The organism is Pseudomonas deceptionensis (assembly GCF_900106095.1).
Taxonomy (GTDB): Bacteria; Pseudomonadota; Gammaproteobacteria; order Pseudomonadales; family Pseudomonadaceae; genus Aquipseudomonas; species Aquipseudomonas deceptionensis.
On sequence record NZ_FNUD01000002.1, the window covers coordinates 1,195,616 to 1,210,117 of the forward strand.

The following is a 14,502-nucleotide window of genomic DNA, read 5'->3' on the forward strand; positions in this document are numbered from 1 at the left end:
TCGCCTAGCGGATAAACAGCTTCTGGATCAGGCGCACCAGCTGCCGGCCATAAGGCGGGTAGATCATCAGCGAGCTGTTCAGGCGCTGTTTGATCAGCACGCCCTTGGCTTTGCTGAAGGTCAAAAAGCCTTCGTGGCCGTGGTAATGCCCCATGCCCGAGTGGCCGACGCCACCAAACGGCAGGTCGTCGATGGCCACGTGCAACAGCGTTTCGTTGATGCTCACACCGCCGGAGTGGGTGTTATGGACAACGTGCTGCTGTTCGGTCTTGTTGTAGCCGAAGTAATAAAGCGCCAGCGGGCGAGGTCTGGCGTTGACGTAGGCGAGCGCATGCTCCAGATCGGTGTACGGAACAATGGGCAGCAGCGGGCCGAAGATCTCGTCTTGCATCACCTGCATGTCGTCGTTTACATCCAGTACCAGGGCGTGGGGCATACGCCGCCCCTGGCCCTGGTCGTACAAAGGGATCAGGCGAGCGCCCTTGAGCGTCGCGTCCGCTTGCAGCTGTTCAAGTCGCGCCAACTGGCGCTCGTTGATGATTGCGCTGTAGTCCGGGTTGTCGATCAGGGTCGGATAAAAACTGTGGATGGCCTGGCGATACGCTTCAACAAACCCTTCGACCCGGTCCTGTGGCACCAACACGTAGTCCGGGGCGATACAGGTTTGCCCGGCGTTCAGGCTTTTGCCCCAGGCAATGCGCTGGGCCGCGTCTTTGAGCGGCACATCGGCCGAGACGATGGCCGGCGATTTGCCGCCCAGCTCCAGGGTCACCGGCGTCAGGTTTTCAGCCGCCGCCCGCATCACCAGTTTGCCCACGTGGGTCGAGCCGGTGAACAGCAGGTGATCGAACGCCAGGCCGGAAAACGCCACGCCCACATCGGCTTCACCCAGCACCACGGCCACCATGTCTTCGGGAAAGATACGCCCCAGCAGATCCTTGAGTAACCGCCCGGTGGCGGGGGTGAATTCGCTGAGTTTGAGCATGACCCGGTTACCGGCGGCCAATGCGCCGATCAAAGGGCCCATCGCCAGATACAACGGGTAGTTCCATGGCACGATGATCCCGACCACGCCCACCGGTTGATACACCACCTTGGCGCTGGCGGGCTGGAACATCATGCCTACGCTGCGTGACGAAGGTTTCATCCAGCGCTTTAGGTGTTTCAGGGTGTAGTCAAGGCTGTGCAGGCTCGGCATCAGCTCGGCAAACAAGGTTTCGTCGGGGCTGCGATGGCTGAAGTCCTGGCTGATGGCGTCGATCAGCACTTCACGTTCGCGGCTCAACAACTGGCGCAGGCTTTTTAGCCATTGCTGACGTTGCGCAAGCGGGGGGAACGGATGAGCGGCGTAGGCCTTGCGTTGCATGTCGAGCAGAGAATGAAGATCGCTCTGCAGGGCTGAGGCATCGTGAAGGTGGGCGCTGTCGGCAGGCATGGTTGCTCCAGGCTGATTTCTTATGAGTTGTTATTTTGTGAGAGCAGTAAAGGTTCTAGAGCCTATGCTCTAAATTGTCAATCGCAGGGCCTGCCGTCCGTGTTGTTTATCGATATGAGGTTAGGCCGTAAGATGCCTTTCGTTTTTAATTTAAGCCCAAGCCCATGGCCAAACGAATAAAAACCAGCCAGCGCATCGCCAACAACAGCCTGGAGTTGTTCAACCAGCTGGGCGAACGCAGTGTCAGCACCAACCACATTGCGGCTCACATGGAGATTTCGCCGGGCAATTTGTATTACCACTTCCCGAACAAGCAGGCGATTATCTCGGTCCTGTTCAGTGAATATGAGTCGCTGGTGTTGAGCTTTTTGCACCCGCCAGAAGGCCGTTTGCCGAATGTGGACGACAAGCGTTTTTACTTGCAGCAATTGCTGGATGCCATGTGGCGCTACCGTTTTTTGTACCGCGATATCGAACATCTGCTGCACAGCGACACGGAGCTGGCTACCCGCTACCGCCGCTTTTCACAACGCTGCCTGGCCCAGGCGCAGGCGATCTATGCGGGCTTCGTCGAGGCCGGGATTTTGCGCATGACCCCTCAGCAAATCGAGTCCCTGAGCCTCAACGCTTGGATTATCCTCACCTCGTGGGTCGGCTTTTTGTGCGCGACCCGTGAGAACAGTGATCAGCTCAGTGAGCAAGCGATCAAGCGCGGGGTTTATCAACTGCTGGTGCTGGAGTCGGGCTTCGTCACCGACCAGGCCCGTGAAGCGGTCGATGAATTGATCAAGCAATACTACGTCCCTCTGGAACATGCGCTGTACGCTCAATAACTGCATTTCACCCCCTCACAGGAGTTCACTATGCCCGTTGCGCAATTGATCAGCCCTCAAGCCCTGAATGAACGTCAGGCGCAGCCCGGTCTGGTTATTCTGGATTGTCGCTTTGCCCTTGAAGACCCGGACTATGGCCGTTGCAGTTATGCCGAGGGGCATATTGCCGGCGCGCAGTTTGCCGATCTTGAGCGTGACTTGAGCGGGCCTGTGGTCAAGGGCGTGACCGGCCGCCACCCGTTGCCCGACGCGCAAACCTTGCTCGAGCGCCTGCGCGCCTGGGGCGTGAACGCCGACAGCGATGTGGTGTTGTATGACGATGGCCCGGGTGCCTTTGCGGCCCGCGCATGGTGGTTACTGACCTGGCTGGGCAAGCGGGACGGTGTGTTTATCCTGGATGGCGGCCTCAAAGCCTGGCATGGCGCAGGGTTCCCGTTGAGCCTGGATGCGTCGCCAACACTGCGTGGCACCTTCGCCGGCAAACCCGACAGCCATATGGTGCTGAGCACTGAACAACTGCAAAAGCGTCTCGCCAGGCCTGAACTGACCTTGATCGACGCCCGGGCGCTCCCGCGTTTTCGGGGGGAAGTTGAACCTATTGACCCTGTTGCCGGGCATATCCCGGGCGCTCAATGTGCAGCGTTCAGCGAGAACCTCGACAGCACCGGGCGCTTCCTGCCTGTCGGGCAGCTCAAGCAACGTTTCGCCGAAAAGCTTGCAGGGCGTTCGCCAGATGAGCTGGTGGCCTATTGCGGCTCCGGCGTGACGGCGTGCCACAATCTGTTTGCACTGGCGTTGGCAGGCTATCCGCTGGGCAAGCTCTATGCGGGTTCGTGGAGCGAGTGGATCAACGATCCGGCGCGGGGCATTGCGACCGGCGATTGATCAATTCCAGATTTGCCCCTGCGATCATCAGCGTGCAGGGGTGGCGCTGGCCAGTCGGTACGCGCCCGGGCCTACACCGTAGACTTTTTTGAATTGCCGACTCAGGTGGCTTTGGTCGGCAAAACCCAGTTGTGTCGCCACCTGCAGCGGTAAACAGCCCTGTTGCAGCAATGCCCGGGCATGGGCGATGCGTTGCTGCATCAGCCAAGTGTGCGGCGGCATGCCGGTGGCCCGTTGAAACACCCGGGCAAAGTGGAACGGTGACAAATTGACTGCCGCAGCCAGCTCTTCCAGTGAGGGTGGCTCTGCCAGCCTGGCGTTCAACAGCTCTTTGGCCTGGCTCACCGCGCGATGCTCGACCCCGGGTTTTGTCGGTACTGGCAAGCGGGCATGGCGATTGAGCAGGGCGAGCATCATCTGGCGCCAGACAGTCTGTTGCTGCAGCGCGGTTTCAGGCCCTTCGAGCAATTGATGCAGCTGGTACAACCCGTGGAACAGGTCCGGGTCATACAGCAGCGTGTCATTGAAGGTCGGCATGTGTGTGGCAGGCAGATCGAGTTCTTCCAGCAACTGGTGAATTTGCGCGTTGTCGGGGTAAAACGCCCGGTAGCGCCAGCCTGCATCATGGCCTTTGTAGCCGTTGTGAACTTCGTCCGGATTGATCATTACCAGGGTGCCGGTGGCGGCCAGGTGCTCCGCGCCCCGATAGCGATAACGCTGGGCGCCCGCGATGATCATGCCGATCACAAAACCGTCATGGACATGGGGTACGAAGCGGTGCTCGATATAGCGCGCCGTGAGCAACTCGACGCCCTCCAGGGGCGGCGTTTGCCAGAACCGGATCGACTCCCCCTGATCCGTGTTCATTACGCAGACTCAAGCTGCAGCGCGGCCAGCCATTGCGGAATGCGCCGTTCAAGGTAGTACCCCGGTTTTCTTGGCGTGCCCTCCAGAAATCCGACATGCCCGCCTTTGGCGTGCAACTCCAGCTGTGTGCAGACGGACAGTTCGCTGGCTTCGGGAATGCTGTGTTTGAACACGAACGGATCGTCTTCGGACTGGATAATCAGCGTCGGGGTGTTGATGGCGCCGAGGAAGTAACGGCTGGAGGCACGGCGGTAGTAATCATCGACATTGATATAACCGTTGAGCGGGGCGGTCACGCGGTCGTCGAACTCCCAGAACGTACGCATTTTTTTCAGCGACTTCACCGAGCCCAGTTTGTCCAGCGTGGCCAGGTCCCGGTGTTTTTTATCGAGCTGAAACTGACGTTTCTTGTCTTTGACGCAGGCCACCAGTTCACGCATGAAGTGCGCTTGATACACCCTGGAAAACCCGAGGCCGATGCGGTCGGCACACTGGTCCAGGCGAAACGGCACCGACACCGCGACGGCGCCTTGCAGGCCACTTTCGCTGCCGCTCTCGCCCAGGTACTTGAGCAGCACATTGCCCCCCAGCGAATAGCCCACTGCATAGAGTGGCGACAGTGGGTGCCTGGCGCGTAAATGAGCCACGGTTTCGGCCAGATCTTCGCTGGCGCCCGAGTGATAGCTGCGGGTCAGCAAGTTGGGTTCGCCCGAGCACCCTCGCCAGTTGAGTGCTGCACTGGTCCAGCCCAGAGCGGCGAGGGCTTTTTGCAGCCCGCGCACATAGTGCGAGCCCGATGAGCCCGTCAGGCCGTGCAGTGCCAGCACCACCGGGGCATAGGCCGAAGGTGTGCCATGCCAGTCCATGTCCAGGAAATCGCCATCCTTCAGCCAAATGCGCTCACGCCGGTGCTCGATGGCGGGTTTGGTGCGCCAGAGCGGCCCCCATAACGTTTGTACGTGGGGGTTACTGAGGCCCAAAGCCGTGGTGAACGGTTCAAGGGGCGATGTATGGAGGGTTGAAAAAGGCACTTGGGTTCTCATCGGGGGACAGCCACGGCGGGGTGTCTGAATTGCCACATAATGACATCGCGGTAGAGAGATAGGGAGAGTTGAAACGGAGGAGGGGGCGGGTGAAGCGGGAGCTGGCAGGCCAGCTCCCACTGGGATTACAGATTACTCGGCGCTGGGGGCCTGAACCGCTTCGCGCTGCCAGAGTGCGTAATTCACGCCTCCGGCTTTTTGCTCGCGGTGCAAGCGCCAGTTGGCGGGCAGGCCCAGTTCCGAAGGGCGGTTCTCGCTTTCGGTGTAGACCCATGCATCGTCCGTCAGCCAGCCGCGTTGTTCCAGCAAGTCGCAAGCCGGCTTGAGCAGGTCCTTGTTGAAGGGCGGGTCGAGGAAGACGACGTCAAAAGTGTCGCTCGGGGTGCCGTCCAGGTAACGCAGGGCGTCGGTCTGCTGCACTTCGCCGACGGTGCAACGCAAGATGCCCATGTTTTCGCGAATGTTGGAAATCGCCTCGCGGTTGCTGTCCAGTGCCACGCCCTTGGCTGCACCGCGGGACAAGGCTTCGAGGAACAGTGCGCCGCTGCCGGCGAACACGTCCAGTACCTTGGCACCGATGATATCCGGGGCCAGCCAGTTGAACAGGGTTTCACGCACGCGATCGGGCGTTGGGCGCAGGCCCTCTACATGAGGGAAGTCCAGCTTGCGGCTGCGCCATTCCCCGCCAATGATGCGTAACTGACCCGCACCTGAGTGCGATGTGTTTTTTGGCTTTGCCATTAATGCTCCGGAACCCCAAGAGGTTGCTCTGAAGGTTTGTCGGTAGGAGGTGGCAGTGGTTTTTGCGGCACGGTTGGGCCGGCGGTCACTACGACCATTTTGTCGGCGCTCAGGTGCTTGTTCATGGCGTCCTTTACCTGCTCGGTGGTCAGGTTTTGGGACTGCTGCATGAAGGTTTCCAGATAGTCCAAAGGCAAATCATAGAAGCCCATTGCGCCCAGTTGGCCGACGATGGCCGCGTTGCTGGCAGTGGACAGCGGGAAGCTGCCCGCCAATTCACGCTTGGCATCGTCGAGTTCTTTTTGCGTCGGACCATTTTTCAGGTAGTCGGCCAGAATGTCTTGCACCAGTTTGAGCGTACCTTCGCTCAATTCGGCACGGGTTTGCAGGTTGATCATAAACGGGCCGCGGGCCTGCATCGGGCTAAAGCCGGAATAAACGCCGTAGGTCAGGCCGCGCTTTTCACGCACCTCCGTCATCAGGCGTGTACCGAAACCGCCGCCACCCAGGATGCTGTTGCCCAGCGCCAGCGCTGCATAGTCGGGGTCGTCACGGTCGATACCCAGCTGAGAGAGCAGCAAGTGGGTCTGTTTGGACGGGAACTCGATATGGGTTGCGCCCGCTTTGGGCTCGACCGGTTGTACTGTCTTGGCCACCGCCTGGCCTTTAGGCAGTGCGGCCGAGACTTGGGCCGCAATGGCTTCGGCTTCCGCGCGCGACAGGTCGCCAACGATCGCGATCACTGCGTTGCCGGCGGTGTAGGTCTTGTTGTGGAAGGCTTTGAGCTGGTCGATGGTGATCGAGGCGATGCTTTGGGCATTGCCATCACTGGCGTGGGCATACGGGTGGTTGCCGTACAGGCGCTTGAACAGCTCATCGCTGGCCAGCTTGCCAGGGTTTTGCTTCTGGAACTCAAAGCTTGCGAGCAACTGGTTCTTGATTCGCGCCAGTGAGTCGGCCGGGAACGTTGGCTTGCCCACCACCTCGGCAAACAGGTTGAGCGCCGGGGTGCGTTTGTCTGCGTCGCTCAGGCTGCGAAGCGACACAACGGCCATGTCGCGATAGGCGCCGTTGCCGAAGTCTGCACCCAGGCCTTCAAAACCCTCGGCGATGGCGCCGACATCCTTGCCGGCCACGCCTTCGTTAAGCATGGCGTTGGTCAACAGGGCCAGCCCTGGGGTGTTGTCGTCCTGGCTGCTGCCGGCGGCGAAGGTCAGGCGCAGGTCGAACATCGGCAGTTGCCGGGCTTCGACGAACAGTACCTTGGAGCCTTCGGCGGTTTTCCAGGTCTGCACGTTCAGTGCACGGTGGCTGGGCGCCTTGCCGTCGAGTTCGGCCAGGGATTCGAGTTTGTGCTCAGTCTTGGCCTGATCCAGTGCCTGACTGGCAATGGAACGGTCAGGGCTGATGAAGTAGTAGCCGAGTACGCCAGCCAGTACGGCAGCGGTCAGCCCGAGCAGGGCGTAGCGGGGACCTTTACGCTCACTCATTGGTTTTCTCCTCGGGCAGTACATGCGCAACGCTGAGACGGTCGCGAGTGAAATAGGTGCGGGCAGCCTTCTGGATATCGGCCGGGGTGACTTTTTGCAGGTCTTGCAGTTCGGTGTCCATCAGCTTCCAGGACAGACCGACGGTTTCAAGCTGGCCAATCGAGGTGGCCTGGCTGGTAATCGAGTCGCGCTCGTAAACCAGGCTGGCAATCACTTGGGCGCGGACGCGCTCCAGCTCTTCAGCCGCAGGAGGGGTTTTTTTCAGGTCATCGAGCAATCGCCACAAGCCTGCCTCGGCCTGGGCCAGGGTGACTTTTTTCTGGCTGTTGGGCATCGCCGAGAGCATGAACAGGCTGTCGCCACGGGTGAAGGCGTTGTAGCTGGACGATGCGCCGGACACCAGCTCTTCGCCGCGCTCCAGTTGCGTCGACATGCGGGCGCTGTAGCCGCCGTCCAGCAGGGCCGAGATCAGGCGCAGGGCATTGGCGGTGATCGGGTCTTTGGCCGTGGCGATGCTCGGTACGTTAAAGCCCAGCATCAGGCTTGGCAGTTGGGTCTGTACGTGGATCTTGAGCAGGCGTTCGCCCGGAGTGGCCAGCTCCAGCGGGACCTTGGCAATGGGAACTGCGCGTTTTGGAACGGTGCCAAAGTAGCGTTGGGCCAGGGCTTTGACTTCGTCCGGCGTGACGTCGCCCACCACCACCAATGTGGCGTTGTTGGGGGCATACCACTCTTCGTACCAGTCACGCAGTTCGCCAACGCTCATGCGCTCCAGGTCGACCATCCAGCCGATGGTCGGCGTGTGGTAGCCGCTGGACGGGAAAGCCATGGCACTGAACAGTTCGTAGGCCTTGCTCATGGGCTGGTCATCGGTGCGCAGACGGCGCTCCTCTTTAATGACCTCGATCTCGCGTTTGAACTCTTCCGGTGGCAGCCGCAGGCTGGCCATGCGGTCGGCTTCAAGTTCGAAGGCCACACCCAGACGGTCGCGGGCCAGCACCTGGTAATAAGCGGTGTAGTCATCGCTGGTAAAGGCGTTCTCCTGGGCGCCGAGGTCGCGCAGGATTAACGAGGCTTCACCGGGACCGACCTTGTTGCTGCCTTTGAACATCATGTGCTCAAGGGCGTGGGACAGGCCGGTCTTGCCCGGGGTCTCGTAACTTGAGCCGACCTTGTACCAGACCTGGGACACCACCACGGGCGCGCGGTGGTCTTCGCGCACGATGACTTTAAGGCCATTGTCCAGACTGAACTCGTGGGTAGGCTGCGGTTCGGCCGCCAGGGCCGAAAGCGGGAGCAAAACTGTGCTGAGCAACAGGCCAGCAGCGCGTCGGGCTAGAACAATCATTCGTTTTTAAACCTGTTGGGCTGCCCGCTTGGCCTTAGCGTCTGCGGGTGAGGAGGTGCTAGGATACTGATCCGTTTTACTGGCGGCCACGCCTATCAGGCCTTTGACGATCAGACGACGTTTGATCGGGCAGTATAGGAGCCCGTTTGGAAGTTTGGATTTATCCCGGTAAATTTCGTTTTTTTGCCGATTTTCCCGTTCCAGACCCGAGTTAAGACGAAATTTCCGAGGTGTGCTTTACCCTCGCGAGCAAGTTGCGTGCGAACAAGCTGGCAAAAGAACAGTCTGTATCACACCGAATATTATTTGCCGGGGCGCCACAGTGGCGCGTCGCTACGATGAGATAGCCGTCCTCCATGTTTGGTTCCAACGACGACAAGAAGAGCCCAGCTGCGGCTGGCGAGAAAAAAGGCCTGTTCGGATGGCTGCGCAGAAAGCCGCAGGAACCCGTCGTGGAACAGCCCGCGCCTGCCCCTGAAATCACCCCTGAGCCGTTGATTGAGGCCGCTCCTGTGGTGGTCGAGGCAACGCCGGAAGTGGTTGTGGTGGAGGCTACGCCAGCGGTTGAGCCGGCCATTGAGCCGACTGTCGCCCCTGAGCCGGCGCCATGGCCGCCGCTGCCTGTTCCCGAAGAGCCGGTAGCATTGGTTGCCGACGTGCAGGCACCGCACGTCGTGCCGCCGATCCCTGCGCCTGAGGTCTTTGTTCCTGAGCCGGTGATCGCCCCTGAACCTGTGGTTGACGTGCCCGAGGTGGTTGAAACCATCGTTGAGCCAGAGCCAGAGCCAGAGCCAGAGCCAGAGCCAGAGCCAGAGCCGGTCGTAGTTCCGGTGGTGGTGCCTGCTCCGGTAGCAGCGCCGCAGCCCGTCATTGAAGCTCCGGTTGCAGTGCAGGCTGTCACGCCAGAGCCAAAAACCGGCTTCTTCGCCCGCCTCAAACAGGGCCTGTCCAAGACCAGCGCCAGCATCGGCGAAGGCATGGCCAGCCTGTTCCTGGGCAAAAAGACCATCGATGACGATCTGCTCGAAGAGATCGAAACCCGCTTGCTGACTGCCGATGTGGGCGTTGAAGCAACGTCGGTGATCATCAAGAACCTGACGCAGAAGGTTGCCCGCAAGCAACTGACCGATGCCGATGCGTTGTACAAGTCGTTGCAGGCCGAGCTGGCCGCCATGCTCAAGCCCGTTGAGCAGCCGCTGAAAATCCAGCCCCAGAGCAAGCCGTTCGTGATCCTGGTGGTCGGCGTCAACGGTGCAGGTAAAACCACTACCATCGGCAAACTGGCGAAAAAGCTTCAGCTTGAAGGCAAGAAAGTCATGCTGGCGGCCGGTGATACCTTCCGCGCTGCTGCTGTCGAGCAGTTGCAGGTGTGGGGCGAGCGCAACAATATCCCGGTCATTGCCCAGCACACGGGCGCGGACTCGGCTTCGGTGATTTTCGACGCCGTACAGGCGGCCAAGGCCCGCGGCATCGATGTGTTGATCGCCGATACTGCCGGGCGTCTGCACACCAAAGACAACCTGATGGAAGAACTGAAAAAAGTTCGCCGTGTGATGGGCAAGCTCGACGAAGATGCCCCGCACGAAGTGCTGCTGGTACTGGATGCCGGTACCGGGCAGAACGCTATCAACCAGACCAAGCAATTCAATCAGACCGTTGAGGTTACAGGCCTGGCGCTGACCAAGCTTGATGGCACGGCGAAAGGTGGGGTGATTTTCGCCCTGGCCAAGCAATTCAACATCCCGATTCGTTTTATCGGGGTGGGTGAAGGTATCGATGATTTGCGTGATTTTGAGTCCGAACCCTTTGTCCAGGCTCTGTTTGCGGAGCGGGAGCGTCCATGATTCGTTTCGAGCAGGTCGGTAAGCGCTATCCAAATGGACACGTGGGCCTGCACGAGCTGAGCTTTCGGGTCCGCCGCGGCGAGTTCCTCTTTGTAACCGGCCACTCCGGCGCAGGCAAAAGTACCTTGCTGCGCCTGTTGCTGGCGATGGAGCGCCCAACCACTGGCAAATTGCTGCTGGCGGGGCAGGACCTGGGTCAGATCAGCAACGCGCAGATTCCTTTCTTGCGTCGTCAGATCGGCGTGGTGTTTCAGAACCACCAGTTGCTGTTTGATCGCACGGTATTCAACAACGTCGCCCTGCCGCTGCAAATTCTCGGGTTGTCCAAGCCGGAAATCGCCAAGCGTGTCGACTCGGCACTGGAGCGCGTAGCGCTGTCGGACAAAACCGACCTGTACCCCGGGGACTTGTCCACCGGCCAGCAACAGCGCGTCGGCATTGCCCGGGCCATCGTCCATCGCCCGGCCTTGCTGCTGGCCGATGAACCTACCGGTAACCTCGACCCGCGTCTGGCGGCGGAAATCATGGGCGTATTCGAAGACATCAACCGTTTGGGTACCAGTGTGCTGATTGCCAGCCATGACCTGGCGCTGATCGCGCGTATGCGCCACCGCATGCTCACCTTGCAGCGCGGGCGATTGATCGGTGACGGGGAGGCTGCGCAATGAGTGCAACCCGCAGTTCCAAGGTTTCCGAACGCGTAGCACCCAAGGCTGCCGACCCGCAGCCACCGAAGAAAAAACACGACGATGACGACGGTCCCGGGTTCGGGATGCTGTTCAACGCCTGGGTTGAGTCCCACCGTGCCAGCCTGCTCGACAGCCTGCGACGTTTGGGCAAACAGCCAATCGGCAGTTTTTTCACCTGCCTGGTGATGGCGGTTGCTTTGAGCTTGCCCATGGGCTTGTCGTTGTTGCTCAACAACGTTGAGCGCCTGGGTGGTTCGTGGCAGCGTGCGGCGCAGATTTCGCTGTACTTGCAGATAGATGCCAGCAGCGAACAAGGTGAAAAACTCAGCGATCAGATAAAAGGTATGGCGGGGGTGGCTGACGCTGAATTTATCAGCCGCGAAAAAGCCCTCGAGGAGTTCCAGCAGCAATCAGGGCTGGGCGAAGCGCTTAAAGAACTGCCCGATAACCCGTTGCCGGGCGTAGTGCTGGTGACCCCTGACGAGGTCGATAAAGCCACCCTTGAAGCCCTTCGCGAGCGCCTTTCGGAGCTGCCGAAGGTGCAACAGGCGCAACTTGATCTAGTCTGGGTCGAGCGCTTGGCGGCCATCCTGAAATTGGGTGATCGTTTTGTGTTTGGCTTGACGGTATTGCTGGTATCGGCTTTGCTGCTGGTTATCGGTAATACGATTCGTTTGCATATCGAAAACCGTCGCATCGAAATCGAAGTCATCAAGCTCGTCGGTGGTACTGACAGCTATGTGCGCAGGCCGTTTCTGTATATGGGCGCGCTGTATGGTTTTGGTGCGGGTGTATTGTCCTGGGGCGTTTTGGCATTCGGCCTGGACTGGCTCAACGACGCGGTAGTAGGACTGGCCGGGTTGTATGGCAGCAATTTTGCCTTGGCAGGTGTGCCAGTAGCCGATGGTCTGTCTCTCTTGCTTGGCGCGGTGTTGTTAGGGTATATCGGTGCATGGATTGCAGTAGCGCGTCACTTACGTGAGCTTTCGCCTAAGTAGTTTCTTTACACCTGTTGACCTTTTCAGCTTTTTTTGGGAACTTTTTTCCAGGTTTCCGGTCAACTTTCGCAGTGCTGAACTGCACGAGTTATGTGAGACGGAGGTTTATTCGTATGACCACTTCTTTGCAACCTGCGTATGCGTTGGTCCCTGGTGCGAACCTTGAGGCCTATGTAAATACGGTGAACAGCATTCCATTGCTGACACCGGAGCAGGAGCGTGAACTGGCCGAGAGTCTCTACTATGAGCAGGATTTGGGGGCGGCTCGGCAGATGGTGCTCGCCCACCTGCGTTTTGTTGTACACATTGCCCGTAGCTATTCGGGTTACGGCCTGGCTCAGGCAGACCTGATCCAGGAAGGCAATGTCGGCCTGATGAAGGCGGTCAAACGCTTTAACCCTGAGATGGGCGTTCGTCTGGTGTCGTTCGCTGTGCACTGGATCAAGGCAGAGATCCATGAGTTCATCCTGCGTAACTGGCGGATCGTGAAAGTCGCGACCACCAAGGCTCAGCGCAAACTGTTCTTCAACCTGCGCAGCCAGAAAAAACGTCTGGCCTGGCTGAACAACGATGAAGTTCATCGTGTGGCTGAAAGCCTCGGCGTAGAGCCTCGTGAAGTCCGCGAGATGGAAAGCCGCCTGACCGGCCATGACATGGCGTTCGACCCGGCGGCCGAAGCTGACGACGACAGTGCGTTCCAGTCGCCAGCCAACTACCTGGAAGACCACCGGTACGACCCGGCGCGCCAACTGGAAGATGCTGACTGGACCGATAACTCCACCAGCAACCTGCATGAAGCGCTGGAAGTGCTGGACGACCGCAGCCGTGACATTCTGTATCAGCGCTGGCTGGCTGAAGAGAAAGCCACGCTGCATGACCTGGCACAGAAGTACAACGTGTCTGCAGAGCGAATTCGTCAGCTGGAAAAAAGCGCGATGAACAAGCTCAAACTGTCGATTGCCGCCTAATCCGGCCCGATAAAAAAACGCCCCGGCTCGCAAGAGTCGGGGCGTTTTTGTGTGTGGGTACTAAAAGCACTGTCACCCCAGCCCTCTCCAAGGAAGAGGGAGGCAGGGTGAGGGGCTTTTGACCTTCCCCGTCACAACGCCCAAGGGGCCTTGCGCGAGTTATTCAGATTATCGAGGTAGCTGTCCCCGCCCAACTGGCGCATTTGTTGGCGGATCCAGCCGGCGCGGCGGCTCACGTAGGTGCTGGGGTGGCCGGCGCTCCAGTTCAGCGGGCTGGGCAGCACCGCCGCCAGATAACTGGCCTGCTGACGCGAAAGGTTTTTGGCACTCACACCAAAGTGATGCTGTGCCGCTGCCTCGGCGCCGAACACGCCGTCATCCCATTCCGCGCTGTTGAGGTACACCTCAAGAATCCGCTGCTTGGGCCAGAGCACTTCGATCAGCCCGGTGAACCAGGCTTCCAGCCCCTTGCGCAACCAGCTGCGGCCTGACCACAGGAACAGGTTTTTCGAGACTTGCTGGCTCAGGGTGCTGGCGCCGCGCAACGTCCCGCCTTCCCCGTTGTGTACCAGAGCGGCCCGAATGGCACTGAAGTCAAAGCCCCAGTGCTCAGGGAATTTCTGGTCTTCGCCGGCAATGACCGCAACTTTCAGCTCGTTGGAAATTTCATCCCAGGGCCGCCAGCTGCGTTGCAGGTCGATGGGCTCGCCATCGAACCACGACTCGATCTTGCGTTCGACCATCAACGCGGTGCCGGGTGGCGGTACCCAGCGAAAAACCAGTACCAGCAATGCGCTGCCCACTGCGAACCAGAGCAGGGCTTTAAGAAAGCGGTGTACAAGAAAACGCAGCATAGATGGCTTGGCCGAACCCGTTGAGCGGGCCATTATACAGACCCTGCGCCCTTCGATGATCCTGACTGGAGTTACCCATGTTGCGCACTTTTTTGATGCTGGCCGCGTTCTTCGGCTTCACCGGCGTTGCTCTGGGGGCTTTTGCGGCCCATGGCCTGAAAGGTCGTTTGACTGAGCAATACCTGGCCATTTTCCACACCGGCGTAACCTACCAATTGGTGCACACCCTGGCCCTGTTCGGTGTGGCCCTGCTTGCCACCCATCTGCCCGGCCGTCTCGTGACCTGGGCCGGTATCTGTTTCGCCCTGGGCATCGTGCTGTTTTCCGGCAGCCTGTACCTGCTGACCATGACCGGCGTGAGCAAGCTGGGGATCATTACGCCCTTCGGCGGGCTGGCATTTCTGGCGGGCTGGCTGTGTTTGGGGCTGGCCGCCTGGCGCCTGAGCTGAGCCCACAAGATGAATGGCTTGGGTCGACCTGACTGATCGGGCTAGAATGCTGGCCCCT

General features: G+C 59.7%; 14 protein-coding genes. 7 read left to right on the forward strand and 7 right to left on the reverse strand.

What is annotated here, in order from left to right; all coding sequences use genetic code 11:
• Positions 1-4: 4 nt before the first annotated feature.
• Positions 5-1,435, reverse strand: a complete 1,431-nt coding sequence (locus BLW11_RS05330) for a coniferyl aldehyde dehydrogenase (protein ID WP_048361279.1) — start codon at positions 1,433-1,435, stop codon at positions 5-7.
• Between the two features lie 164 nt (positions 1,436-1,599).
• Between BLW11_RS05330 and BLW11_RS05335 the strand changes: the two genes are divergently transcribed.
• Positions 1,600-2,268 (forward strand): TetR/AcrR family transcriptional regulator, encoded by a 669-nt coding sequence (locus BLW11_RS05335; protein WP_048361278.1) that lies wholly within the window; start codon positions 1,600-1,602, stop codon positions 2,266-2,268.
• A gap of 30 nt (positions 2,269-2,298) precedes the next feature.
• Positions 2,299-3,153, forward strand: coding sequence for a sulfurtransferase (locus tag BLW11_RS05340; protein WP_048361277.1), 855 nt, complete (start codon positions 2,299-2,301; stop codon positions 3,151-3,153).
• Positions 3,154-3,180: 27 nt separating this feature from the next.
• On the opposite strand, the gene BLW11_RS05345 is transcribed toward BLW11_RS05340, so the two are convergent.
• The 5 genes from BLW11_RS05345 to BLW11_RS05365 all read right to left on the reverse strand — a co-directional run bounded on the left by BLW11_RS05345 (position 3,181) and on the right by BLW11_RS05365 (position 8,642).
• Complete coding sequence (locus tag BLW11_RS05345; protein WP_048361276.1) at positions 3,181-4,020, reverse strand: AraC family transcriptional regulator; 840 nt, start codon at positions 4,018-4,020, stop codon at positions 3,181-3,183.
• Positions 4,020-5,051, reverse strand: a complete 1,032-nt coding sequence (locus tag BLW11_RS05350; protein ID WP_244156419.1) for a hydrolase — start codon at positions 5,049-5,051, stop codon at positions 4,020-4,022. Before BLW11_RS05350 ends, BLW11_RS05345 begins: the two co-directional genes overlap by 1 nt.
• Positions 5,052-5,195: 144 nt before the next feature.
• The gene (rsmD, locus tag BLW11_RS05355; protein ID WP_048361274.1) at positions 5,196-5,804 is read right to left on the reverse strand and encodes a 16S rRNA (guanine(966)-N(2))-methyltransferase RsmD; all 609 of its coding nucleotides are present in this window, start codon (positions 5,802-5,804) and stop codon (positions 5,196-5,198) included.
• Complete coding sequence (locus tag BLW11_RS05360; RefSeq protein ID WP_048361273.1) at positions 5,804-7,294, reverse strand: M16 family metallopeptidase; 1,491 nt, start codon at positions 7,292-7,294, stop codon at positions 5,804-5,806. Before BLW11_RS05360 ends, rsmD begins: the two co-directional genes overlap by 1 nt.
• On the reverse strand, positions 7,287-8,642 hold the full coding sequence (locus tag BLW11_RS05365) for a M16 family metallopeptidase (RefSeq protein WP_048361272.1): 1,356 nt from the start codon (positions 8,640-8,642) through the stop codon (positions 7,287-7,289). The genes BLW11_RS05360 and BLW11_RS05365 overlap by 8 nt, the downstream gene beginning before the upstream one ends.
• A gap of 356 nt (positions 8,643-8,998) precedes the next feature.
• Between BLW11_RS05365 and ftsY the strand changes: the two genes are divergently transcribed.
• The 4 genes from ftsY to rpoH all read left to right on the forward strand — a co-directional run bounded on the left by ftsY (position 8,999) and on the right by rpoH (position 13,141).
• The gene (ftsY, locus tag BLW11_RS05370) at positions 8,999-10,486 is read left to right on the forward strand and encodes a signal recognition particle-docking protein FtsY (RefSeq protein WP_048361271.1); all 1,488 of its coding nucleotides are present in this window, start codon (positions 8,999-9,001) and stop codon (positions 10,484-10,486) included.
• Positions 10,483-11,154, forward strand: a complete 672-nt coding sequence (ftsE, locus tag BLW11_RS05375) for a cell division ATP-binding protein FtsE (RefSeq protein ID WP_004419735.1) — start codon at positions 10,483-10,485, stop codon at positions 11,152-11,154. The genes ftsY and ftsE overlap by 4 nt, the downstream gene beginning before the upstream one ends.
• Positions 11,151-12,173 carry a permease-like cell division protein FtsX gene (gene ftsX, locus BLW11_RS05380; protein WP_048361270.1) on the forward strand — a complete coding sequence of 341 codons (1,023 nt, stop codon included), beginning with the start codon at positions 11,151-11,153 and terminating at the stop codon, positions 12,171-12,173. Before ftsE ends, ftsX begins: the two co-directional genes overlap by 4 nt.
• A gap of 113 nt (positions 12,174-12,286) precedes the next feature.
• Complete coding sequence (gene rpoH, locus BLW11_RS05385; protein WP_004419731.1) at positions 12,287-13,141, forward strand: RNA polymerase sigma factor RpoH; 855 nt, start codon at positions 12,287-12,289, stop codon at positions 13,139-13,141.
• A gap of 131 nt (positions 13,142-13,272) precedes the next feature.
• Here the strand turns inward: rpoH and mtgA are convergent, their stop codons facing one another.
• Entirely contained in the window at positions 13,273-14,028 is a 756-nt protein-coding gene (gene mtgA / locus BLW11_RS05390) for a monofunctional biosynthetic peptidoglycan transglycosylase (RefSeq protein ID WP_048361269.1), read from the reverse strand.
• A gap of 44 nt (positions 14,029-14,072) precedes the next feature.
• Here mtgA and BLW11_RS05395 point away from each other — a divergent pair, with 44 nt between their 5' ends.
• A complete protein-coding gene (locus BLW11_RS05395; RefSeq protein ID WP_048361268.1) occupies positions 14,073-14,444 on the forward strand; it encodes a DUF423 domain-containing protein in 372 nt (123 codons plus the stop codon).
• Positions 14,445-14,502: the final 58 nt, after the last annotated feature.

Excerpts from the sequence above, each read along its gene's own strand:
- BLW11_RS05360 (WP_048361273.1), bottom strand. The coding sequence starts at position 7,294 with ATGAGTGAGCGTAAAGGTCCCCGCTACGCCCTGCTCGGGCTGACCGCT.
- BLW11_RS05395 (WP_048361268.1), top strand. The coding sequence starts at position 14,073 with ATGTTGCGCACTTTTTTGATGCTGGCCGCGTTCTTCGGCTTCACCGGC.
- ftsE (WP_004419735.1), top strand. The coding sequence starts at position 10,483 with ATGATTCGTTTCGAGCAGGTCGGTAAGCGCTATCCAAATGGACACGTG.
- ftsX (WP_048361270.1), top strand. The coding sequence starts at position 11,151 with ATGAGTGCAACCCGCAGTTCCAAGGTTTCCGAACGCGTAGCACCCAAG.
- BLW11_RS05345 (WP_048361276.1), bottom strand. The coding sequence starts at position 4,020 with ATGAACACGGATCAGGGGGAGTCGATCCGGTTCTGGCAAACGCCGCCC.
- ftsY (WP_048361271.1), top strand. The coding sequence starts at position 8,999 with ATGTTTGGTTCCAACGACGACAAGAAGAGCCCAGCTGCGGCTGGCGAG.
- rsmD (WP_048361274.1), bottom strand. The coding sequence starts at position 5,804 with ATGGCAAAGCCAAAAAACACATCGCACTCAGGTGCGGGTCAGTTACGC.
- BLW11_RS05365 (WP_048361272.1), bottom strand. The coding sequence starts at position 8,642 with ATGATTGTTCTAGCCCGACGCGCTGCTGGCCTGTTGCTCAGCACAGTT.
- BLW11_RS05330 (WP_048361279.1), bottom strand. The coding sequence starts at position 1,435 with ATGCCTGCCGACAGCGCCCACCTTCACGATGCCTCAGCCCTGCAGAGC.
- mtgA (WP_048361269.1), bottom strand. The coding sequence starts at position 14,028 with ATGGCCCGCTCAACGGGTTCGGCCAAGCCATCTATGCTGCGTTTTCTT.
- BLW11_RS05335 (WP_048361278.1), top strand. The coding sequence starts at position 1,600 with ATGGCCAAACGAATAAAAACCAGCCAGCGCATCGCCAACAACAGCCTG.
- BLW11_RS05340 (WP_048361277.1), top strand. The coding sequence starts at position 2,299 with ATGCCCGTTGCGCAATTGATCAGCCCTCAAGCCCTGAATGAACGTCAG.
- rpoH (WP_004419731.1), top strand. The coding sequence starts at position 12,287 with ATGACCACTTCTTTGCAACCTGCGTATGCGTTGGTCCCTGGTGCGAAC.